This window comes from Achromobacter sp. CF-sbj1-Ac2-l, assembly GCF_052698165.1.
The window spans coordinates 6,168,203-6,187,886 of sequence record NZ_CP199855.1; the positions used below are offsets into that span (position 1 = coordinate 6,168,203).

The window sequence follows — 19,684 nt, forward strand, 5'->3', positions numbered from 1 at the left end:
CACCTCGTGATCAAGCAAGCGAGCCGCCCGCGGCTTCGATGGCGGCGCGAGCGCCAGCCGTCGCGGTAATGCCCTTGAGCACGACCTTGCGCGAGAGTTCACCCGACTTGATGACCTTGGCGTAACGAACCGCCTGGCCAATCACGCCAGCCGCCTTCAGCACTTGCACGTCGATTTCGTCGACGGGCACGGCTTGCAGGTCCGACAGACGGACTTCGGCGTACAGGTGCTGACCGAGCGGGGTGAAACCACGCTTGGGCAGGCGACGCTGCAGCGGCATTTGACCGCCTTCGAAGCCAACCTTATGGAAACCGCCCGAGCGCGACTTCTGACCCTTGTGACCACGGCCGGCGGTCTTACCAAGACCCGAACCGATGCCACGGCCGACGCGGCGCTTGGCGTGCTTGCTGCCCTCGGCGGGCTTCAGCGTATTAAGTTGCATATCCGACATGGTGATTCCTTAGGCTTCCGAGACGGAAACGAGATAATCCACCTTACGGATCATCCCACGCACCTCGGGCGTATCGACCAGCACGCGGCTGCTGTTGATACGGCCCAAGCCCAGACCGCGAACCGTGTCACGGTGCGATTGCTTGGTACCGATCACGGAGCGCACGAGGGTCACTTTGATCTGCTTCTGAGCCATGATTTACCCCAGGATCTCTTCGACGGTCTTGCCGCGCTTGGCAGCAACATCCGCCGGGGTCAGGGAGGCGCGCAGGCCATTCAACGTGGCGCGAACCATGTTGTAGGGGTTGCTCGAGCCCAGGCTCTTGGCAACCACGTTACGCACACCCATCACTTCGAAAATAGCGCGCATCGGGCCGCCGGCGATGACGCCGGTACCTTCAGCAGCGGGCGAAATCAGCACGGTGGCGGCGCCATGCTTGCCGACCACGGTGTGGTGCAGCGTGCCGTTCTTCAGGGCCACCTTGAACATGCCGCGACGGGCCTGTTCCATAGCCTTCTGAACCGACACCGGCACTTCACGCGCCTTGCCCTTGCCCATGCCGACGCGGCCATCGCCATCGCCAACCACGGTCAGCGCGGCAAAGCTCATGGTGCGACCACCCTTGACCACTTTGCTCACGCGGTTGACCGCGATCATCTTTTCGCGGAGGCCGTCATCGTTCTCTTTTTCCGCGGCGTTCTTGCCTTGTACTTTAGCCATTTGACAGATCCTCGCTTAGAACTTCAGGCCGGCTTCACGCGCGGCATCGGCCAGCGCTTTCACGCGGCCATGGTAACGAAAGCCCGAGCGATCGAAAGCGACCAGTTCGATACCGGCAGCCTTGGCCTTTTCAGCCACGCGCTTGCCAACCAGCGAAGCGGCGGCCTTGTTGCCACCTTGGCCGGTCTGGCCAGCCAACTGGGCGCGCACTTCGGCTTCCACCGTCGAGGCGCTGACCAGAACGCGATCGCCTTCCGGCGAAATGATATTGGCGTAGATGTGCTGGTTCGAGCGGAAAACCGAGAGGCGATGAACGCGCAGCTCGTTGATCTTCCGGCGGGTCGGAACCGCACGACGCAAACGGGAAACTTTTTTGTCCATGATTCGTCCTTGCGTGCGCCGTTATTTCTTCTTGGTTTCTTTGATGACGACGCGTTCGTCCGAGTAACGCACGCCCTTGCCCTTGTAGGGTTCGGGTTCGCGGTACGCGCGGATTTCAGCGGCCACCTGACCGACGACTTGCTTGTTGGAGCCCTTGATGACGATTTCCGTCTGGGTGGGGCATTCGGCCTTGATACCGGCCGGCAACTTGTGCAAAACGTCGTGCGAGAAACCGAGCTGCAGCTTAACGGCGTCGCCTTGAATCGAGGCGCGGTAACCCACGCCAACCAGATTCAGCTTGCGCTCGAATCCCTTGCTCACGCCGTTGACCATGTTGGCCACCAGCGCGCGCACGGTACCCGACATGGCGTTGGCGTGACGGGTTTCGTTGGCGGCGACAAACGTCAGCTTGCCGTTGTCCAACTGAACCGTAACGTCGCCAGTCAGGGCTTGGGTCAGGGAACCCAGCGGGCCCTTGACGGTGATCTGATCCTGCTTGATGTCGGCTTCGACACCCTTGGGCAGGTCGACCGGATACTTAGCGATACGTGACATTCGAATTTCTCCTTAGGCCACGTAGCACAGCACTTCGCCGCCGACGCCGTTGGCGCGAGCCTTACGGTCGGTCATGACGCCGCGCGAGGTCGACACGATAGCCACGCCCAGGCCGTTCATGACCTGAGGAATGCTGGTACGGCCCTTGTAGATACGCAGACCAGGGCGCGAAACGCGTTCGATGCGCTCGATGACCGGACGGCCAGCGTAGTACTTCAGGGTGATCTCGAGCTCAGGCTTGGCCTGGGTGCCCTTGATTTCAAAGCTGTCGATGTAGCCTTCGTCCTTCAGCACGGCGGCAATGGCCGCCTTCAGCTTCGAGGAGGGCATGCTCACCGTAACTTTGTCCACTTGCTGCGCATTGCGAATGCGGGTCAGCATATCGGCGATGGGATCGCTCATGCTCATATTCTTTCTCCTACCAGCTGGCCTTGGTGATGCCGGGGATTTCACCCTTCATCGCCATTTCACGCAGTTTGTGGCGCGTCAGGCCGAACTTGCGGAACACACCGCGCGGACGACCGGTGACCACGCAACGGTTACGTTGACGCGTCGGGTTGGCATTGCGCGGCAGCTGTTGCAGCTTGAGCCGAGCTTGGTAACGTTCTTCGTCGGTCTTCGACTGGTCGTCGATGATCGACTTCAACTCAGCGCGCTTGGCGGCGAACTTGTCAGCCAGCTTGGCGCGCTTGATGTCGCGATTGATGAGGGAAAGTTTAGCCACGTCATCAGCCCCTTAGTTACGGAACGGGAAGCTGAAGGCCGTCAACAGCGCCTTGGCTTCTTCGTCGGTCTTCGCGGTGGTGGTGATGCTGATGTTCAGCCCACGCAGCGCGTCGATCTTGTCGTACTCGATTTCGGGGAAAATGATCTGCTCTTTCACCCCGATGTTGTAGTTGCCACGGCCGTCGAAAGCACGACCCGAGATGCCGCGGAAGTCGCGCACGCGAGGCAGCGCAACCGCCACCAGGCGATCCAGGAATTCGTACATGCGTTGACCACGCAGCGTAACCATGCAACCGATCGGGTAGTTTTCGCGGATCTTGAAACCGGCGATAGCCTTCTTGGTCTTGGTCACGACAGGCTTTTGGCCAGCGATCTTGGTCAGGTCCGAGACAGCGTGCTCGATGACCTTCTTGTCGGCGACGGCTTCCGAGACACCCATGTTCAGGGTGATCTTGGTGATGCGCGGCACTTCCATGGCGCTCTTGTAGCCGAACTTGGCCTGCAGGTCGCCAGCGACCTTGCTCTTGTAGAAATCTTGCAAACGAGACATGTCTATCGCCCCTTACGCCTTGGCGCCGACAACGGCACCATTGGAACGGAACACGCGAACCTTGCGGCCTTCGACTTCTTGCACGCCGACGCGGTCGCCACGACCGGTGGCGGGGTTGAAGAGCGCCACATTCGAGATGTGGATCGGCATGGTCTTTTCGACGATGCCACCCGGGTTGTTGGCCATCGGGTTGGCTTTCACGTGCTTCTTGACGACGTTGACGCCTTCGACCAGGACGTGGTCGGCATCGACGCGCGCCAGCACGGTACCGCGACGCTTCTTGTCGCGGCCGGTCAGGACGATGACTTCGTCGCCTTTACGAATGTTGTTCATCGTAGGGCTCCTTACAGCACTTCCGGGGCCAGCGACACGATCTTCATGAACTTCTCGGTACGCAGTTCACGCGTAACGGGTCCGAAGATGCGGGTGCCGATGGGCTCCAGCTTGGCATTGAGCAACACGGCGGCATTGCCACCGAAACGAATCAGCGAACCGTCCTTACGGCGCACGCCCTTGGCGGTACGAACCACCACGGCATTGTAAATTTCGCCTTTCTTGACGCGTCCGCGCGGAGCCGCATCTTTGACGCTCACCTTGATGATGTCGCCGATACCGGCATAACGGCGCTTGGAGCCACCGAGCACCTTAATGCACATGACATGACGCGCACCAGTGTTATCGGCCACGTCCAGCGTGGTCTGCATTTGGATCATGATTTTTCCTGTTCCAACTTAACTGGAAATACGGTTTTCCCCAAAAAAGGGAACACTGCAATTCCTGCCAGTTTTGGTCCCGTCAGGTCAGCCGCCCTGCTTTGTTGCTGGCTGGTCTTGAGCTTTCGCCCTGAAACCATCAGCTGGTGGCAACGCAACGACCCTGGGTTGAAATCCTGCGGGTATTCCCCCAACACGTTGGCCCGGCTAGTTCCAGGCCAATCGACAATCTGGGAAAGCTGACCATTCTAGCCTGGTTAGATTTTGAGCGCAAGGCCTTTGTTGAGATAGTGAGCAAATACGCGACAGCGCCTGTGGACAACCGTCGCGTTTCCCCCCGGTCAGGGGCCGAATTAATCCGCCCCCGTTTTATCCCGGTAGTAATTGCGTTCCCAGGCGTCGTGGTTCGCCTTGCCGCGCCGGATCTCGTCGGTGAACGGCGCCGCCATCAACACCAGCCGGTTCAGCCAGCGGATCGGCGCCCGGCAGGGACGTTCGAAGTCGACGAACAACACCGCACGGGTGCCGTCCGTGTCATTGTGCACCTGGTGCGGATAGAGGTCGTCGAACACCACGGCCTCGCCTTCCTTCCAGTGGTAGCGCTCGCCGCCCACCTCGATCCAACAGCGTTCGGCCGGCTGCGGCACCAGCAGCCCCAGGTGCAGGCGCAGGACGCCGTTGTAGGGGCCGGTGTGCAGCGGAATGCGCTTGCCCGGCTCGAGGATGGAATAGAACGCGGTGCGCAGGCCGGGAATCTCGCGCAGCGCCTGGGCGGTGGCCGGACAGCGCGCCAGGTTGCGGTCCGAGCGCAGGCCGTAGCCCATGAAGACGAAGGTCTTCCACTGGTCGTCGGAGGTAATCATGCCGACATCCGGGGACAGTTCATGGAAGGACGGCAACTGCTCGCGCTCGGCCAGCAGGGCCATCAGCTCGGCGCGGATCGCGGGCGCCTGCGCCTCGAGGCGGGCGATCCAGGGGAACTGGCGGTTCTGGAAGATCGGGTGGTCCCCCACCAGGGAGGCTCGCGCGATGCGGTGGCGCAACCAGTCGATGAAACGGAAGAAGACGCGGGAATAGACACTGGGCTGGCTGGGCGGACGCGTATCGGCAGGTTGCACAATAGGTATCTATATAGACTTCCAAAGATGCATCATTTTGTCCATGGCGCACCCGGGGCGCAAGTGCCGGCCATTGGCTCCTAGCCGGCGACGGAGATTGGCCCTCCCCGCGGCGGACAAGCTGGTTTAGACTGGCATGGGCGATTGCGATCGCTACCCACTCCTATTTCGCAAGGAAAGACAGGCATGTATGAACAGTTGGCGCTGTATATCGACGGCGAATTCGTCGCCGGCGAGGGCAGGCGCACCCAGGACGTCATCAACCCGGCCACGCTGGAAGTGCTCGGCCAGCTGCCTCACGCCACCGAAGCGGATCTGGACCGTGCGCTAGCCGCCGCCCAGCGCGCGTTCGAATCCTGGAAGAAGTCTTCTCCCATGGATCGTTCGGCCATCCTGCGCAAGGTCGCCACCCTGTCGCGCGAGCGCGCCAAGGAAATCGGCCGCAACATGACGCTGGACCAGGGCAAGCCGCTGGCCGAGGCCATCGGCGAAGTCACCTCCTGCGCCGAACACGCCGACTGGCACGCCGAGGAATGCCGCCGCATCTACGGCCGCGTGATCCCGCCGCGCAACCCGGACGTGCGCCAGATCGTGGTGCGCGAGCCGATCGGCGTCTGCGCCGCCTTCACGCCCTGGAACTTCCCCTACAACCAGGCCATCCGCAAGATCGCCGCCGCTCTCGGCGCCGGCTGCACGGTGGTGCTGAAGGGTCCGGAAGACTCGCCCAGCGCCGTCATGGCGATCGCCCGCATGTTCCACGACGCCGGCCTGCCCAAGGGCTGCCTGAACATCGTCTGGGGCGAACCGGCCAAGATTTCCGACTACCTGATTCGTTCGCCGATCGTGCGCAAGGTGTCGTTCACCGGTTCCGTGCCGGTGGGCAAGCAGTTGGCGGCGCTGGCCGGCGCGCACATGAAGCGCGTCACCATGGAACTGGGCGGCCACTCGCCGGTGCTGGTGTTCGACGACGCCGACATCGACCGCGCCGCCACCATGCTGGCCAAGTTCAAGGTGCGCAACGCCGGCCAGGTGTGCGTCTCGCCGACCCGTTTCTATGTCCAGAACGGCGCCTACGAGCAATTCCTGGCGCGTTTCTCCGACGTGCTCAAGAACATCAAGGTCGGCGACGGCCTGGAAGCCGGGACCGACATGGGCCCGCTGGCGCACGAGCGCCGCGTGCCCGCCATGAGCGCCTTCATCGACGACGCCAAGAAGCATGGCGGCAAGGTGGTCGTCGGCGGCGGCCCGCTGGACCGCAAGGGCTTCTTCTTCGCCCCCACCGTGGTGACCGACCTGCCCGACAACTCCATGCTGATGACCGAGGAACCCTTCGGCCCGGTGGCGCCGGTGGTCCGCTTCACCGACACCGATGAAGTGCTGGCGCGCGCCAACAGCCTGCCGTTCGGCCTGTCTTCCTACGTCTTCACCAATTCGCTGCAGACCGCCACCAAGGTCTCCAACGGCCTGGAAGCCGGCATGGTCAACATCAACCATTTCGGCAGCGCGCTGGCCGAGACGCCGTTCGGCGGCATCAAGGACAGCGGCATCGGCAGCGAAGGCGGACTGGAAACGTTCGACGGCTACCTGGTCACCAAGTTCATCACGCACATCTGATCGCTATTGTTCGCGACAAGGCCCGCGCAAGCGGGCCTTTTTCATTGCTGCGCCGCACGCCACTCGCGCGGCGACACGCCGAAGCGGCGCCTGAACAGGCGGCTGAAATGCGAGGGGTGGGCAAAGCCGGCCTGGTACGCCAGTTCGGCGATGCCGCGGTGACGCTGGGCCGGGTTCAGCAGCAGTTCGCGGCAGCGCTCCAGGCGCTGATCGAAGACGAAACTTTCCACCGAGAGGTCGCCCGCCTGGAAGATGCGGTGCAGGTAGGCCACCGACAGGCCGCAGCCCTGCGCCACCCGCTGCGGCGACAGCGCCGGGTCGGCCAGGTGCTGGCGAATGTAGGCCATGGCGCGCTGGCGATGCGCCATGGTCACGCTGCTGTCGGCTTGCGACGCATGCCCCTGCCCCGGCTGCACCAGGAACAGCACGATCAGGTCGATCAGCCGTTCGCCCAGTTCGGCCGCTTCCGCCGGCGACCAACCGTCCAGCCCCTTGAAAAGGTGGTCCATGTAGCTGGCCAGCATCGCGCCGCGTGGCGACCCGTCGTCGACGCGCAGCTTGTAGAAGGGACCGATGCGCGAATCGCGCTGAGACAGCGCGCTGCGCGGGAACGACACGCTCAGGCTGCGGTAGCCGTCGGCGCCAAGCGCGGTGGCCTGGTACGGCAGGCTCTGGTTCATCAGGTAGACGCAGCCGGGCTCGACCTGGAATTCGCGGCCCTGCTGCACCACGGCCAGCGGCCCGGCCAGAGGCAGACCGAAGGTGTAGAACTCCTGGTCCAGCCGCGAGGCATTGCCGGGCGTGCGCTCGATCCTCTGTCCCTGATAGTGCAGGTCGTTGAACTGCAGGCTGGCGCGCCGCACATAGCGCACGTGGCCGGCGAATTGGCCGGCCTGGCCATGGTGCACCTCGAACGGCCCGAAGGCATCCGACAGGGCCGCGCGCCATTGCTCGTACCGCTCGGCGCCAGCAACGGCCGAAGTGGCGAATTCCGTGTCGGGCATGGCGCGGTCTCCTGGTTCGCGGGGTCGCCGGGGGCTCGTGACCCTGCGTCTACATATTCTTGACTCACCCTGCCGCGGGCGGTCCGGCGCATTGTGGCCGCGCCTGGCGCAAGTCTATAGTCAGCGCCACAAGCATACAACCTGGACAACCCGGGAGGAGACGCATGGCCAACGCGCCCGCACAGGCCGCTCGCCACACGCCGGCTTCGCGCTATCTGCGCTGCGAAGGCCGCGAGCTGCATTACACCGAATGGGGCCGTCCGGACGCCCCCGCGCTCATCATGTGGCACGGCCTGGCCCGGACCGGCCGCGACTTCGACGAACTGGCGCAGGCGCTGGCCGGCGACTACCGCATCCTCTGCCCCGACACGATCGGCCGTGGGCTGTCGCAATGGAGCCCCGATCCGGTGGCCGAGTACCGGCTGGATTTCTACGCCCGGCTGGCGCGCGCCCTGCTCGACGGCCTGGGGCTGGGCCGGGTGCGCTGGGTCGGCACCTCGATGGGCGGCGCCACCGGCATGTACGCCGCCGCCACCACGCTCAAGGACCGCATCACACACCTGGTGGTCAACGACATCGGGCCGTCGCTGCCGCAGCCGGCCATCGACCGCATCATGGCCTATGCCGGCAACCCGCCGGCCTTCGACACCGTCACCGAACTGGAATCCTGGCTGCGCGCCGCCTACAAGCCGTATGGCTGGCAGAGCGACGAGCAATGGCGCCGCATGGCCGAGACCTCGGTGCGCCGCCTGCCCGACGGCCGGGTCACGGCGCACTACGATCCGGCCATCGTCGGGCAGTTCCAGCATCATCCGGCGGACTACGAGCGCTGGACCGAATACGACACGCTGCGCATGCCGCTGCTGCTGCTGCGCGGCGCCGATTCCGACCTGCTGCTGCCCGAGGTGGCCGAGGCCATGACCCGCCGCGGCCCGCGCGCGCGGCGCATCGATTTTCCGGATTGCGGCCACGCGCCAGCGCTGAACGTCGCGCCGCAGATCGAGGCCGTCCGCCAATTTCTCGCCACGCCGGCCGCCGACGCAGCCGCCGGCGCCTACTAGGACCAAGGAGACTCCCATGAAACGCATCCTGCTCGCCGCGCTGGCCGGCCTGTGCCTGAGTTCGGCCGCCATGGCAAAGGACTTCGTCGTGGCGCACGTCTACGACAAGACCGGGCCGCTGGAGGCCTACGCCAAGCAGACCCACAACGGCCTGATGCTGGGCCTGGAATACGCCACGCAAGGCACCATGACGGTGGCCGGGCGCAAGATCCGCGTGATCGAGAAGGACAACCAGGGCAAGCCCGACGTCGCCCGCGCCCAGCTCGCCTCGGCCTACGCCGACGACAATGCCGACATCGCGGTGGGCCCGACCTCGTCGGGCGTGGCGCTGGCCATGCTGCCGATCGCCGAGGAGTACGAGAAGATCCTGCTGGTGGAACCGGCGGTGGCCGATTCGATCACCGGCGACAAGTGGAACAAGTACATCTTCCGCACCGGCCGCAATTCATCGCAGGACGCCATCGCCAACGCCGTCGCCTTCGACCAGCCGGACACGTCCATTGCCATGCTGGCGCAGGACTACGCGTTCGGCCGCGACGGCGTCAAGGCCTTCAAGGGCGCGCTCAAGCAGGCCAGGATCGTGCATGAGGAATACCTGCCGGCCAACGCCACCGACTTCACGGCGGGCGCGCAACGCCTGTTCGATGCGCTCAAGGACAAGCCGGGCCGCAAGATCATCTTCATCCTGTGGGCCGGCGCCGGCAATCCGTTCAAGATCGCCGATCTCGACCCCAAGCGCTTCGGCATCGAGATCGCCACCGGCGGCAACACGCTGGCCGCGATGACGCCGCTCAAGTCGCTGGCCGGCATGGAAGGCGCAACCTATTACTACTACGGCATCCCCAGGAACCCGATCAACGACTGGCTGGTGGCCGAGCACCAGAAGCGCTACGGCCAGCCGCCGGACTTCTTCACCGCCGGGGGCATGTCGGCCGCCATCGCCATCGTGACGGCGCTGAACAAGAGCGCCGGCAAGAGCGACACCGACACGCTCATCAAGACGATGGAAGGCATGAGCTTCGACACGCCCAAGGGCAAGATGACCTTCCGCCCGGAAGACCACCAGGCCATGCAGTCGATGTACCACTTCCGCATCAAGAACGATGCCTCGGTGCCGTGGGCGGTGCAGGACCTGGTCAAGGAAATCACGCCCGACCAGATGGCGGTGCCGATCCAGAACAAACGCTGAGCCCTGCCCTTCATGCTGGAAACCCAATCGCTCACGATCCGCTTCGGCGGCCATGTGGCCGTCAACGCGGTGAGCTGCCGCTTCGTGCCGGGCAGCCTGACGGCCATCGTCGGGCCCAACGGCGCGGGCAAGACCACCTATTTCAACCTGATCTCGGGACAACTGCGCGCCAGCGCCGGCTCGGTGCGCCTGAATGGCCGCGACCTGACCGGGCTGTCGGCGCCGGCGCGCATGCATGCCGGCCTGGGGCGCGCCTTCCAGTTGACACAGCTTTTCCCGCGCCTGTCGGTGCGCGAGAACGTGCGGCTGGCGTTGCAGTCGCGCCAGCAGGGCCTGGGCTGGCGGCAGATCCGCTTCTGGCGCACGTGGGACGATGATCGGACACTGCTGACGCGCGCCGACGCGCTGCTCGAACGCACCCGCCTGACGGCCCGCCGCGACCAGGCCGCGGCCGACCTGCCGCACGGCGACCAGCGCAAACTCGAGATCGCCATGCTGATCGCGCTGGAGCCGCAGGTGTTCATGTTCGACGAGCCCACCGCCGGCATGAGCGTGGACGATGTGCCCGTGGTGCTGGACCTGATTCGCGAGATCAAGGCCGACGCCTCCAAGACGATCCTGCTGGTGGAACACAAGATGGACGTGGTGCGCGAACTGGCGGACCGCATCGTGGTGCTGCACAACGGCGAATTGATGGCCGACGGCGAGCCCGCCGAGGTGATCGCCTCGCCGATCGTGCAGCAGGCCTACCTGGGCGCCGCCCTGCCGGAGAAGACGACATGAGCGGCGCCACCTTGCTGGAACTGAAGGACGTGCACACGCACATCGGCGCGTATCACATCCTGCACGGCGTGGATCTGTCGGTGCCGGCCGCCGGCGTCACCATGCTGCTGGGCCGCAACGGCGCCGGCAAGACCACCACGCTGCGCACCGTCATGGGCCTGTGGAAGGCGACGCAGGGCCACATCGGCTTTGATGGCGCCGCGGTCGGCGGCCCGGGCGTGCGCACCTCGCCGCCCGACATGGCGCGCCAGGGCATCGCCTACGTGCCGGAGAACATGGGCATCTTCGCCGACCTATCGGTCAAAGAGAACATCCTGCTGGCCGCGCGCCAGGCGCGCAGCGCCGCGCAGTTGGACACCGCGCGGCTGGAATGGATCTTCGGCTTCTTTCCCGCGCTCAGGAAATTCTGGCTGTACCCCGCCGGCAAGCTGTCGGGCGGCCAGAAGCAGATGCTGGCCGTGGCGCGCGCCATCATCGAACCGCGCCGCCTGCTGCTGGTCGACGAGCCCAGCAAGGGCCTGGCGCCCGCCATCATCCAGAACATGATCGACGCCTTCATGGAACTCAAGCAGGCCTCCACCACCATCCTGCTGGTGGAGCAGAACTTCAACTTCGCGCGCCAGGTGGGCGACCACGTCGCGGTCATGGACAACGGCCGGGTGGTGCACGCCGGCGGCATGGCCGAACTGGCGCAGGACGACGCGTTGCAGACCCGGCTACTGGGCCTGTCGCTGGGAGCGCATCAGTGAGCGCCGCCGATATCGATACACCCCTGCCGCAGACCCGCGCCGACCTGCGCCCGGTGCTGCTGGTGCTGGCGCTGGCCGCCATCGCGCTGCCGCTGGTGGGTTCATTCTCGACCTGGGTGACGCTGACCTTCGCCGGGCTGGCGATGGGCATGATCATCTTCATCGTCGCCTCGGGCATGACATTGGTGTTCGGCCTGATGGACGTGCTGAACTTCGGCCACGGACTGTTCATCGCCATCGGCGCCTACATGGCTGCCACGGTCCTCGGCGCGATGTCCGACTGGACCCAGTCCGGCAGCCTGTGGCTGAATCTGGCCGCGGTGCTGCCCGCCCTGATCGTCGGCATGCTGGTGGCCGGCGCGGTGGGCGTGGCATTCGAGCGCGTGATCGTGCGGCCGGTCTATGGCCAGCACCTCAAGCAGATCCTCATCACCATGGGCGGCATGATCATCGGCGAGGAGATCATCAAGATGCTGTGGGGCCCGCAGACGCTGTCGCTGCCTCTGCCCGAGGCGTTGCGCGGCGCGCTGCTGGTCGGCGATGCGGCCATCGAGAAATTCCGCATCGTCGCGCTGGTGGTGGGCCTGGCGGTGCTGGGCGGCATGCTGTGGCTGCTGAATCGCACCAAGCTCGGCCTGCTGATCCGCGCCGGCGTCGAAGACCGCGAGATGGTCGAAAGCCTGGGCTACCGCATCCGCCATCTGTTCGTCGGCGTGTTCGTGGCCGGCTCGATGCTGGCCGGCCTGGGCGGCGTGCTGTGGGGGCTGTACCAGCAGTCCATCGTGCCGCAACTGGGCGCGCAGGTGAACGTGCTGATCTTCATCGTCATCATGATTGGCGGCCTGGGGTCGACGGTGGGCTGCCTGATCGGCGCGCTGCTGGTGGGGCTGATGGCCAATTACACGGGCTTCCTGATACCCAAGGCCGCGCTGTTCTCGAACATCGCGCTGATGGTCGCCATCCTCCTGTGGCGACCGCAGGGCGTGTACCCGGTCACGAATCGCTAGGAATCGCACTCATGTCCTTCCGCCTGCTTTCCGGCGATCCGCCGCGCAGCGCGCTGCTGGCGGTCATGCTGGTCGCCATCGTCATCGCGCTGGCCGCCGCGCCGTTTCTGTTTCCCGGCCCCAAGTCGCTGGCCGTGGCGGCCAAGATCCTGGTGTTCGTGATCCTGGTGGCCAGCTATGACCTGCTGCTGGGCTACACCGGCATCGTCAGCTTCGCCCACACCATGTTCTTCGGCATCGGCGCCTATGGCGTGGCGATCGCCAGCCTGCGCCTGGACGCCAACTGGCTGTCGGTGCTGGCGGGGACGGCCGCGGGACTGGCCGTGTCGCTGGTGTTCGCGCTGGTGATCGGGCTGGCCAGCCTGCGCGTGCGCGCCATCTTCTACGCCATGATCACGCTGGCGGTCGCGGCGGCGTTCCAGACGCTGGTGTCACAGCTATCCGACCTGACCGGCGGCGAGGACGGCCTGAACTTCAAGGTGCCGCAGATGCTGCGCCCGGCCTACCGGCCATTCGCCGAGCCGCTGTTCGGCGTGACCATCGACGGCCGCATCATCACCTACTACCTGATCGCCGCCGTCTGCGTGGCGCTGTTCCTGATGCTGCTGCGCATCGTCAATTCGCCGTTCGGCCGGGTGCTGCAGGCGATACGCGAGAATCCGTTCCGCGCCGAGGCCATCGGCTACCGCACGGTGCTGTACCGCAGCCTGTCGAACCTGCTGGCGGCGGCCTTCGCCACGCTGGCCGGCGCGCTATATGCGCTATGGCTGCGCTACAACGGCCCAGACACCTCGCTGTCGTTCGAGATCATGCTCAACATCCTGCTGATGGTGGTGATCGGCGGCATGGGCACGATGTACGGCGCGGTAATCGGCGCCAGCCTGTTCGTGTTCGCGCAGAGCTATCTGCAGGACGGACTGCACGTGATCCATGACGCCGTCGCCGGCGTGGCGCCGCTGGCTCTGCTGTTCGAGCCGGACCGCTGGCTGCTGTGGCTGGGCATCCTGTTCGTGCTGTCGGTGTACTACTTCCCGACCGGGATAGCCGGGCGCTTGCGTGAGCTGGCGCGGCGGCGCTGACTGCCGGACAGGAATGCGGTGTGGCGCCAGTCACACCGCATCCCGCGCGCGTCACTTCACGCGGCTGCGCAGGTCATCCACGCTGCGCTTGACCTCGTCGATGCGGCGTTGCAGGTCATCGACCTTGCGGCCGCCGGAATCGTTGGCGCTGCCCAGTTGCGACACACTGCGCGACAGCTTGTCCAACTCGTTTTTCTGGCTGTCCACCTGCCGTGACAGCTTGTCCAGTTCGCCATTCTGGCTGTCGCTGCTGCGGCCGCCGTCGCCCTGTCGGCGTTCCAGGTTGGCGATCTTCTGCGCCTGCTCCTCGATCTTGCGATTGAGCGCATCATTGCTGGCGCGCAACTGCTCCAACGCCTTGCCCTGATCGGCGACACGCTGCACCAGATTCTCCAGATCACGCACTGTCATGCCGGCACGCACCCGGCTGTCGTTGCCGACGACCACCAGGCTGTCGTCCCAGGGACGGGAAATGACCTGGTCCTTCAACACCGCCTGGGCCGAGGCGGCAAAGGCCGCCGAGCCTGTGGCGACCAGTAGCGCCAACCGCAACAACGCGACTTTCGAGACCGTGACACGCATATGCCTGACTCCTGATGGGGACGCTGTCCAGGCGCGGCTCGCGCCAGGTGGCCAGTTATATCAGGCCGATCGCGGTCCGATCGCGGCGCGCATTCGACAGTTGCTTCGGCGGGTTTCAAAGGACGGCGCCGCGCGGCGCCAGGCGGACAGAACGCCTAGCGCCCGCCCTGCCGCATCGTGTCGGCATCGCGCCGCAGATCATTGACCCGACGCTGCATCGTGTCCACGCTGCGCTGCGCGGCGCCGCCCAGTTGCGAGCCCGACGGCGTCGGCGCGAGCGGCGCCATGTTCATCGGCGCGCCGTTGTTCAGGGGGATCATCGCCGGCGGATAGGGGTCGACCGTGGCCGGCTTCTGCGTCAAGAGGCGCTCCAGCACCTGCAGTTGGTCGCGCTGCGCCTGCAACGCGCGTTCGTTATCCAGCACGGCCTGCTCGCCTTCATCGTCAGTGCCGAAAATGGCGGCGTGATCGAGCGACAGGCCATCCAGGCGCACGCGCGGGTCGGGGCCGGCGTTCAGGAGGCTGCGGCCGAGCGCGGCGGGGTCGGACGTGGGCATCACAACGCCGGCCGGCCCTGCCGGCGCGGCGCCCCCAGCGTCCATGGCGCCGGCCGGCGGTTGGCCTTGCGCCAGCGCGGATGCGGCGGCCAGGCCGCTCACAGCCAGCCACCCGAGCGCAAGCCCCTTCCTGAAACCTCGCATGATGTCTTCGTTCCCCGAGGGCACGCGGCGCGGCGTTCAGCGCCCGCCCGTTCATCCGTGCCGCGGGTAGTTTAACTTTCCGGCCGGCCGCGGACCACGCGCGGCCTCAGGCGGCGCATGTATCGAGCTTGTTGGCCATTTCGTCGAACGTGTCCATCAACCGTCTGGTCTTCGCCAAGCCATGCTTGGCGCGGTAGGTGGCGGCCAGGCCCAGGAACCGCTCCGTGGTGCTCCGCGGGTCGACGCAGGCGAGGTACATGGCCATCTGTTCGCCGGTCAGTTGGTATGGGCGCACCATCGCGATCAGGCATTCGCAATCGACCACGACGATGTCGGCATCCGGATCGCGCGGCGGCTTCGCGGGAGCGGGCTGCGCCGTCGACCCCACGGGGGTCGTCGCCGGGGAGGTGCACCAGTTCCGCAATGCATCCGTGCCGTCGCGGCCGGCGGCTGAAACAGCCAGAATACCGCGGCTGCGTGCGCCGATACCGAGATCCCCAGCGCCACGGGCCGCAGCCAGCCTCGCGCATACGCATGCTGTTGGACGCTCTCTATCGCCATGGCCGCCTCGACGCTGCGTGTAGACAGGCACAGGTATATCAAGCATCCGGATACAGTCCATTTCCCGCACGGCGATATTTGCTGCAACCGGTTTCATTGGCACTGGCCGCGGCGACATTCAGAACCCCACGCGGTCCTCGGCGGCCAGGGGCGCGCCCAAGTCGCGTTCGTCCATCTCCCAGATCAGGAGACGCGGCGGACTCTGCTTCCAGGCGGGACTCTTGAAGTACGCCTGCGCCGCGCCGCCGAACTTGCCGCCGTCGCGGGCGAAGTTGCCGACCGCCACGCCGAGGTCCCGTGACAATTGCGGCAGGAACTCCGAGGTGCGCGAGAACGAGGTGCCGACCAGCGCCAGCGAGGGCAAGGCGCTGTCGCCGAACAGGTCGTCGGCATCGCCGGCCGACGCGGCGGCCTCCGGCGTGTAGGTATGCAGCGCGACCACTTCGGCGCGCGGCTGCCAGGCCAGCGGCAGCCAATCGACCCCGGCCAGCCGCACCAGGTCGCCAGGCCGTGGCGCGGGAGGCTGGGCAGTGACGCGCCAGCGCTGCGGCGCCTGCAGCGCGACGCCGCTGGCGCGCACCTGCTCGGCGACGGCGCGCGCGGCGGCGCCGGCGCCGGCCTCGGTCCAGTGCGAGTCGTTGCGGTAATAGGCGTCCTGCGGCACGCCGCGCAGCGCGGCGCTCAGGTCGACCGTCGCCACGCCCTGCGCGCGCAGCACGCCGACCCAGCTCGACAGCCGGTCCTCGAAGCCCGCCGAACGGTGCAGGCCGCACAGGCGCGCGGACTCGATGCGGCTCTTGTCCGGCACCACGGCCACCAGCAGCCGGATGCCGCGGGCAGCCAGCGCGTCGCGCAGCGACACGACGATGCGGGCCCGCTCGGCCTGGTTCTCGCGCGCGGCGGGATGGGGCTGCAGTTCATCGCCCAGGAACAGCCAACCGTCGCAGCCCCGCCGCACGCGCGGGCCCAGGTCGCCCAGCGTCAGCCAGCCCAGGCCACGTTGCAGGCGCGCGGCCTCGCTGCTGAATGTCATGTCGGCCAGGCGCAACGACAGGTCGTGCGTAACGCCGCCATCCAGCACGCGCGGCAGCGGGGTGTCGTCCGGCAGCACGTCGTGGTCCAGGCTCCACCAGATGTTGCTCAGCATGGCGCCGGCCATGAAGAGCACCAGCGCCACGCCGGCGAGCTGGCTGGCGCGGCGGTTGGCCACGGAGGCATGGGCTATGGGCGGCGGGGCCGGGGTATCGTGATGGGCGCTCATCGTCTCCGGCCTCAGAATTGGAAGTAGAGGAAAGGCACGGCGCCGCGCGCCGCGATCAGCGCGTAGGCCAGCAGGAAGCCGGCCACCGGCCACACCGCGCTCCAGGCCGTGCGCAACATGCCGGCCGGCCGCGCCGACCACCACGGCTGCCAGGCGGGCAGGATGACGCACATGATGCCCAGCGCGGCGGCCAGCCAGTGGGTCGGCCGCAGCACATACAACATCGAATCGCCCAGGCCGATGCCATTCAGGCCGAACTGGCCCCGATACATGGCCAGCGCGGCATGAAAGTCGACCGCGCGGAAGATGGTCCAGGCCAGCATCACGAACAACAGCGTGGCGACGCGCGACAGCCAGCCCGGCAGCGCCGGCAGGCTATTGCCGCTCCAGGCGCGCGCCACGGCCAGCGCGGCGCCATGCGCCAGGCCCCACAGCAGGAAGTTCCAGCTCTCGCCGCCATGCCAGAGACCGGCGATGCCCATGGTCAGCAGCAGGTTGCGATAGGTCTTCCACACGCCCAGGCGATTGCCGCCCATGGGAATGTACAGGTAGTCGCGGATCCAGCTCGACAGCGACAGGTGCCAGCGCCGCCAGAAGTCCTGGATGCTGCGCGCCAGGTAGGGGTTGTTGAAGTTCTCCGGCAGGTGAAAGCCCATCATCAGGCCCAGGCCGATGGCCATCGCGCTATAGCCGGCGAAGTCGAAGAACAGTTGCAGGGTGTAGGCGCCGCAGCCGATCCAGGCGTCGGCCAACGAGGGCGTACGCAGGGCGAAGGCGGCATCGACCACGGGCGCCAGCGTATCGGCCACCAGCACCTTCATGCTCATGCCGATCATGAAGCGGCGCGCCCCCAGGCAGAAATTGCGCCAATCCATGGTCCGATGGGCGATCTCCTTCTCGACCCAGGCCCAGCGGATGATGGGGCCGGCGATCAACTGGCCGAACATGGCCTTGTAGGCGGCGAAGTCGATGAAGTTGCGTTCGGCGCGCACGTCCTGGCGATAGACGTCCACCAGGTAGGAGATGGCCTGCAGCACGAAGAAGGACAGGCCCGCCGGCAGCGCCACCCGCTCCCAGGCCAGCGGCACGGCGCCCGCCATGGCGGCGACGTCGTTCAACGTCGACACCAGGATGTTGGCGTACTTGTACCAGCACAGCGCCGCCACATTGGCCGTCAACAGCAGGGTCAGGAGCACCTTGCGGCGATGGCCGGCGCGCAACTGCTCCAGCATCAGGCCGCCGGCCCATGCCACGACGGTGACCGCGACCAGCAGCAACAGGTAGATTGGCTTGAGCCAGCTATAGAAAATCCAGCTACCGACCAGCAGCACGAAATTGCGCGCGGGCTGCGGCGTCAGCGCGTAGACGACGAGGAACAGCGGCAGGAACAGCGTCAGGAATTCGAGGGACGCGAAGACCATGGCGGAGGGTGGCCGGAGATATTGTTATCGAAGCGGGGGCCGCGCCCCCGCCGTTAGGGGCCGGATCAGCGGGCCGTCTGGTCCGGCGCGTGCAGCAGGCGGGGACCCTGCGCCGACGGCAGCAGGAACACGGTGTGGCGTTCGCCGGCCTGCAGCGCGCCCAGATCCAGCTCCGGCCCCGCGGGCTGGCCCCCGCAACTGGCTCGCACCTTCAGGGATACGGGATTGACCAGTCGCCGCGCGGCGCCGCCATCGGCCACGTGCTCGAACATCGCCAGGTTGCGCGGCACGGCCAGCAGGCCGGCGTCGGCGCATGACGGATCGAGGTTGTAGAACCCCACCGAGACCTTGAGCGCGTTGAAGTCCTCGGGCTGCTCGCGCACGATGCGCGCCTGCAGGCCGTCCTTGCCGGGCAGGCCGACCACCGAGGCGAATTCGCCGGGCTGCACCGAGATGGCCACCTCCTGCTTGCGGCCGCCGCTTTCGAGCAGGCCCTGCATCTTCGCGCCCGCCTTGACCGGCATGAAATCCGACGCGGGATGGGCGTCGTCGAGCTGGATGCGCGCCTGCGATCCCTTGGCGCTCACCGCCATCGGCCCGGCGCCGCCGTTGACGAAGCGCACGAACGACGCGTCCTCGGCCGGGCCGGTGTCATAGAGCTGGATCTGCGCCGCGCCGGCAACGCCGGCGGCCAGGGCGAACGACAGGGCGGCCAGGCCGCGCGACAGGAGGATGCTCATCCGTTGTCCTTTGGAAGCGGGGATCGCGCGCGTCATTTCTTCTGCAGCGCCTTGACCTGCGGCAGCTCGCCCAATTGCTTGGCAATGGCGTCGCCCCAGGCCTTGTAGCCGGTGTTGGTGTAGTGCTGGCCGTCGGTGGTGGGCCACTGGCCGGGCGTCGAGAACTGGGTCGAATCGATGTACGCGCAGGGCGCCACGTTGCTGCCCAGGAAGGCCGACACCTGCTTGACCCGCGCGAAATTCTTGTTGTATTTGCCGCCCTCGGTGCCCCAGCTGGGACCGATCCAGACGCAGGCCGTGCCGGTGCCCGAGATGGCCTTGGTCAATGCGGTCGTCTGCTGCCAGGCCCAGGTCTTGGGAAAGGATGGATTGGTGTAGCCGGCCATGGTGTCGCCGAGCACGATCACCACCAGGTTGGGCTTTTTGGCCGCGATCAGGTCGGTGACCGGGGTGGTGCGGGCATCCTTGCCCTTGAGCACGATCTGGCCGTCGTTGAGGCGCTCGGCGCCGCCGCAGGTGCTGGGCGTGGTCTTGAGCCAGTCACCGGCATTGCTGCCGCACACGCCGATGGTCTGCACCACCGCGCCCTGCTTGACCAGGTCGTCCTGCAGAGTCGTGATCAGGTAACCGGGCGCGGCCAGATGGCTGTCGCCGATCAACAGGATGCTCATTCCGGCAAAAAGGGAGGTCAGCATGGCAATACTCCTTGATGAGACGT

General features: G+C 66.2%; 26 protein-coding genes. 7 read left to right on the forward strand and 19 right to left on the reverse strand.

The window, feature by feature from the left end; genetic code table 11:
• Window positions 1-10: 10 nt before the first annotated feature.
• The 11 genes from rplO to ACUDCK_RS28385 all read right to left on the reverse strand — a co-directional run bounded on the left by rplO (window position 11) and on the right by ACUDCK_RS28385 (window position 5,214).
• Window positions 11-451: a 50S ribosomal protein L15 gene (gene rplO, locus ACUDCK_RS28335; RefSeq protein WP_020925824.1), complete on the reverse strand. Its 441-nt coding sequence runs from the start codon at window positions 449-451 to the stop codon at window positions 11-13.
• A gap of 9 nt (window positions 452-460) precedes the next feature.
• A complete protein-coding gene (gene rpmD, locus ACUDCK_RS28340) occupies window positions 461-646 on the reverse strand; it encodes a 50S ribosomal protein L30 (RefSeq protein WP_006216520.1) in 186 nt (61 codons plus the stop codon).
• Between the two features lie 3 nt (window positions 647-649).
• Window positions 650-1,171 carry a 30S ribosomal protein S5 gene (rpsE, locus tag ACUDCK_RS28345; protein ID WP_006389628.1) on the reverse strand — a complete coding sequence of 174 codons (522 nt, stop codon included), beginning with the start codon at window positions 1,169-1,171 and terminating at the stop codon, window positions 650-652.
• A 15-nt stretch (window positions 1,172-1,186) separates the two neighbouring features.
• Window positions 1,187-1,552 carry a 50S ribosomal protein L18 gene (rplR, locus tag ACUDCK_RS28350; protein WP_006389627.1) on the reverse strand — a complete coding sequence of 122 codons (366 nt, stop codon included), beginning with the start codon at window positions 1,550-1,552 and terminating at the stop codon, window positions 1,187-1,189.
• Between the two features lie 21 nt (window positions 1,553-1,573).
• Window positions 1,574-2,107, reverse strand: coding sequence for a 50S ribosomal protein L6 (gene rplF, locus ACUDCK_RS28355; protein WP_049077235.1), 534 nt, complete (start codon window positions 2,105-2,107; stop codon window positions 1,574-1,576).
• Window positions 2,108-2,119: 12 nt separating this feature from the next.
• Window positions 2,120-2,515 (reverse strand): 30S ribosomal protein S8, encoded by a 396-nt coding sequence (gene rpsH, locus ACUDCK_RS28360; RefSeq protein ID WP_006216525.1) that lies wholly within the window; start codon window positions 2,513-2,515, stop codon window positions 2,120-2,122.
• A 10-nt stretch (window positions 2,516-2,525) separates the two neighbouring features.
• Complete coding sequence (rpsN, locus tag ACUDCK_RS28365; protein WP_006227037.1) at window positions 2,526-2,831, reverse strand: 30S ribosomal protein S14; 306 nt, start codon at window positions 2,829-2,831, stop codon at window positions 2,526-2,528.
• Between the two features lie 12 nt (window positions 2,832-2,843).
• The gene (rplE, locus tag ACUDCK_RS28370; RefSeq protein WP_006389624.1) at window positions 2,844-3,383 is read right to left on the reverse strand and encodes a 50S ribosomal protein L5; all 540 of its coding nucleotides are present in this window, start codon (window positions 3,381-3,383) and stop codon (window positions 2,844-2,846) included.
• Between the two features lie 12 nt (window positions 3,384-3,395).
• On the reverse strand, window positions 3,396-3,716 hold the full coding sequence (gene rplX / locus ACUDCK_RS28375; protein WP_006389623.1) for a 50S ribosomal protein L24: 321 nt from the start codon (window positions 3,714-3,716) through the stop codon (window positions 3,396-3,398).
• Window positions 3,717-3,727: 11 nt separating this feature from the next.
• Window positions 3,728-4,096, reverse strand: coding sequence for a 50S ribosomal protein L14 (gene rplN / locus ACUDCK_RS28380; RefSeq protein ID WP_006216531.1), 369 nt, complete (start codon window positions 4,094-4,096; stop codon window positions 3,728-3,730).
• Window positions 4,097-4,449: 353 nt separating this feature from the next.
• A complete protein-coding gene (locus tag ACUDCK_RS28385) occupies window positions 4,450-5,214 on the reverse strand; it encodes an aspartyl/asparaginyl beta-hydroxylase domain-containing protein (protein ID WP_054500244.1) in 765 nt (254 codons plus the stop codon).
• 186 nt (window positions 5,215-5,400) lie between these two features.
• Between ACUDCK_RS28385 and ACUDCK_RS28390 the strand changes: the two genes are divergently transcribed.
• Complete coding sequence (locus tag ACUDCK_RS28390) at window positions 5,401-6,828, forward strand: NAD-dependent succinate-semialdehyde dehydrogenase (protein WP_006389621.1); 1,428 nt, start codon at window positions 5,401-5,403, stop codon at window positions 6,826-6,828.
• 41 nt (window positions 6,829-6,869) lie between these two features.
• Here the strand turns inward: ACUDCK_RS28390 and ACUDCK_RS28395 are convergent, their stop codons facing one another.
• The gene (locus tag ACUDCK_RS28395) at window positions 6,870-7,832 is read right to left on the reverse strand and encodes an AraC-like ligand-binding domain-containing protein (RefSeq protein WP_054500243.1); all 963 of its coding nucleotides are present in this window, start codon (window positions 7,830-7,832) and stop codon (window positions 6,870-6,872) included.
• Between the two features lie 164 nt (window positions 7,833-7,996).
• On the opposite strand from ACUDCK_RS28395, the gene ACUDCK_RS28400 reads away from it, so the two are divergent.
• Genes ACUDCK_RS28400 through ACUDCK_RS28425 form a run of 6 tightly spaced genes read left to right on the forward strand, consistent with a single transcriptional unit; the run spans window position 7,997 to window position 13,700 of the window.
• Window positions 7,997-8,893, forward strand: a complete 897-nt coding sequence (locus tag ACUDCK_RS28400) for an alpha/beta fold hydrolase (RefSeq protein WP_064523967.1) — start codon at window positions 7,997-7,999, stop codon at window positions 8,891-8,893.
• A 16-nt stretch (window positions 8,894-8,909) separates the two neighbouring features.
• Entirely contained in the window at window positions 8,910-10,082 is a 1,173-nt protein-coding gene (locus ACUDCK_RS28405) for a substrate-binding domain-containing protein (RefSeq protein ID WP_054500241.1), read from the forward strand.
• A gap of 12 nt (window positions 10,083-10,094) precedes the next feature.
• Window positions 10,095-10,865 (forward strand): ABC transporter ATP-binding protein, encoded by a 771-nt coding sequence (locus ACUDCK_RS28410; protein WP_054500240.1) that lies wholly within the window; start codon window positions 10,095-10,097, stop codon window positions 10,863-10,865.
• Window positions 10,862-11,614, forward strand: a complete 753-nt coding sequence (locus tag ACUDCK_RS28415) for an ABC transporter ATP-binding protein (RefSeq protein WP_175167908.1) — start codon at window positions 10,862-10,864, stop codon at window positions 11,612-11,614. The genes ACUDCK_RS28410 and ACUDCK_RS28415 overlap by 4 nt, the downstream gene beginning before the upstream one ends.
• Window positions 11,611-12,621 carry a branched-chain amino acid ABC transporter permease gene (locus ACUDCK_RS28420; RefSeq protein WP_144656146.1) on the forward strand — a complete coding sequence of 337 codons (1,011 nt, stop codon included), beginning with the start codon at window positions 11,611-11,613 and terminating at the stop codon, window positions 12,619-12,621. The genes ACUDCK_RS28415 and ACUDCK_RS28420 overlap by 4 nt, the downstream gene beginning before the upstream one ends.
• 11 nt (window positions 12,622-12,632) lie before the next feature.
• Entirely contained in the window at window positions 12,633-13,700 is a 1,068-nt protein-coding gene (locus tag ACUDCK_RS28425) for a branched-chain amino acid ABC transporter permease (protein WP_054500237.1), read from the forward strand.
• 51 nt (window positions 13,701-13,751) lie between these two features.
• Here ACUDCK_RS28425 and ACUDCK_RS28430 read toward each other — a convergent pair whose 3' ends face one another.
• From ACUDCK_RS28430 to ACUDCK_RS28460, 7 genes are all read right to left on the reverse strand, one after another.
• A complete protein-coding gene (locus ACUDCK_RS28430; RefSeq protein WP_175167907.1) occupies window positions 13,752-14,282 on the reverse strand; it encodes a hypothetical protein in 531 nt (176 codons plus the stop codon).
• Window positions 14,283-14,437: 155 nt separating this feature from the next.
• Window positions 14,438-14,839, reverse strand: coding sequence for a hypothetical protein (locus ACUDCK_RS28435; protein WP_231132895.1), 402 nt, complete (start codon window positions 14,837-14,839; stop codon window positions 14,438-14,440).
• Between the two features lie 250 nt (window positions 14,840-15,089).
• Window positions 15,090-15,641, reverse strand: a complete 552-nt coding sequence (locus tag ACUDCK_RS28440) for a hypothetical protein (protein WP_175167906.1) — start codon at window positions 15,639-15,641, stop codon at window positions 15,090-15,092.
• Between the two features lie 21 nt (window positions 15,642-15,662).
• Window positions 15,663-16,805, reverse strand: coding sequence for an alginate O-acetyltransferase AlgX-related protein (locus ACUDCK_RS28445; RefSeq protein ID WP_175167905.1), 1,143 nt, complete (start codon window positions 16,803-16,805; stop codon window positions 15,663-15,665).
• An 11-nt stretch (window positions 16,806-16,816) separates the two neighbouring features.
• Window positions 16,817-18,226, reverse strand: a complete 1,410-nt coding sequence (locus ACUDCK_RS28450) for an MBOAT family O-acyltransferase (RefSeq protein WP_175167904.1) — start codon at window positions 18,224-18,226, stop codon at window positions 16,817-16,819.
• 65 nt (window positions 18,227-18,291) lie between these two features.
• Window positions 18,292-18,966 (reverse strand): cell division protein FtsQ, encoded by a 675-nt coding sequence (locus ACUDCK_RS28455; RefSeq protein WP_175167903.1) that lies wholly within the window; start codon window positions 18,964-18,966, stop codon window positions 18,292-18,294.
• A 32-nt stretch (window positions 18,967-18,998) separates the two neighbouring features.
• The gene (locus tag ACUDCK_RS28460) at window positions 18,999-19,661 is read right to left on the reverse strand and encodes an SGNH/GDSL hydrolase family protein (RefSeq protein WP_081273406.1); all 663 of its coding nucleotides are present in this window, start codon (window positions 19,659-19,661) and stop codon (window positions 18,999-19,001) included.
• Window positions 19,662-19,684 lie beyond the last annotated feature (23 nt).

Bases quoted from the DNA above. Each gene is read 5' to 3' on its own strand.
- rplX (WP_006389623.1), bottom strand. From the start codon at position 3,716: ATGAACAACATTCGTAAAGGCGACGAAGTCATCGTCCTGACCGGCCGC.
- ACUDCK_RS28405 (WP_054500241.1), top strand. From the start codon at position 8,910: ATGAAACGCATCCTGCTCGCCGCGCTGGCCGGCCTGTGCCTGAGTTCG.
- ACUDCK_RS28400 (WP_064523967.1), top strand. From the start codon at position 7,997: ATGGCCAACGCGCCCGCACAGGCCGCTCGCCACACGCCGGCTTCGCGC.
- rpmD (WP_006216520.1), bottom strand. From the start codon at position 646: ATGGCTCAGAAGCAGATCAAAGTGACCCTCGTGCGCTCCGTGATCGGT.
- ACUDCK_RS28435 (WP_231132895.1), bottom strand. From the start codon at position 14,839: ATGCCCACGTCCGACCCCGCCGCGCTCGGCCGCAGCCTCCTGAACGCC.
- rplN (WP_006216531.1), bottom strand. From the start codon at position 4,096: ATGATCCAAATGCAGACCACGCTGGACGTGGCCGATAACACTGGTGCG.
- ACUDCK_RS28425 (WP_054500237.1), top strand. From the start codon at position 12,633: ATGTCCTTCCGCCTGCTTTCCGGCGATCCGCCGCGCAGCGCGCTGCTG.
- ACUDCK_RS28390 (WP_006389621.1), top strand. From the start codon at position 5,401: ATGTATGAACAGTTGGCGCTGTATATCGACGGCGAATTCGTCGCCGGC.
- rplR (WP_006389627.1), bottom strand. From the start codon at position 1,552: ATGGACAAAAAAGTTTCCCGTTTGCGTCGTGCGGTTCCGACCCGCCGG.
- rpsE (WP_006389628.1), bottom strand. From the start codon at position 1,171: ATGGCTAAAGTACAAGGCAAGAACGCCGCGGAAAAAGAGAACGATGAC.
- ACUDCK_RS28450 (WP_175167904.1), bottom strand. From the start codon at position 18,226: ATGGTCTTCGCGTCCCTCGAATTCCTGACGCTGTTCCTGCCGCTGTTC.
- ACUDCK_RS28430 (WP_175167907.1), bottom strand. From the start codon at position 14,282: ATGCGTGTCACGGTCTCGAAAGTCGCGTTGTTGCGGTTGGCGCTACTG.
- ACUDCK_RS28410 (WP_054500240.1), top strand. From the start codon at position 10,095: ATGCTGGAAACCCAATCGCTCACGATCCGCTTCGGCGGCCATGTGGCC.
- rplF (WP_049077235.1), bottom strand. From the start codon at position 2,107: ATGTCACGTATCGCTAAGTATCCGGTCGACCTGCCCAAGGGTGTCGAA.
- ACUDCK_RS28440 (WP_175167906.1), bottom strand. From the start codon at position 15,641: ATGAAACCGGTTGCAGCAAATATCGCCGTGCGGGAAATGGACTGTATC.
- rplO (WP_020925824.1), bottom strand. From the start codon at position 451: ATGTCGGATATGCAACTTAATACGCTGAAGCCCGCCGAGGGCAGCAAG.
- rplE (WP_006389624.1), bottom strand. From the start codon at position 3,383: ATGTCTCGTTTGCAAGATTTCTACAAGAGCAAGGTCGCTGGCGACCTG.
- ACUDCK_RS28395 (WP_054500243.1), bottom strand. From the start codon at position 7,832: ATGCCCGACACGGAATTCGCCACTTCGGCCGTTGCTGGCGCCGAGCGG.
- ACUDCK_RS28415 (WP_175167908.1), top strand. From the start codon at position 10,862: ATGAGCGGCGCCACCTTGCTGGAACTGAAGGACGTGCACACGCACATC.
- ACUDCK_RS28455 (WP_175167903.1), bottom strand. From the start codon at position 18,966: ATGAGCATCCTCCTGTCGCGCGGCCTGGCCGCCCTGTCGTTCGCCCTG.
- ACUDCK_RS28445 (WP_175167905.1), bottom strand. From the start codon at position 16,805: ATGAGCGCCCATCACGATACCCCGGCCCCGCCGCCCATAGCCCATGCC.
- rpsH (WP_006216525.1), bottom strand. From the start codon at position 2,515: ATGAGCATGAGCGATCCCATCGCCGATATGCTGACCCGCATTCGCAAT.
- ACUDCK_RS28460 (WP_081273406.1), bottom strand. From the start codon at position 19,661: ATGCTGACCTCCCTTTTTGCCGGAATGAGCATCCTGTTGATCGGCGAC.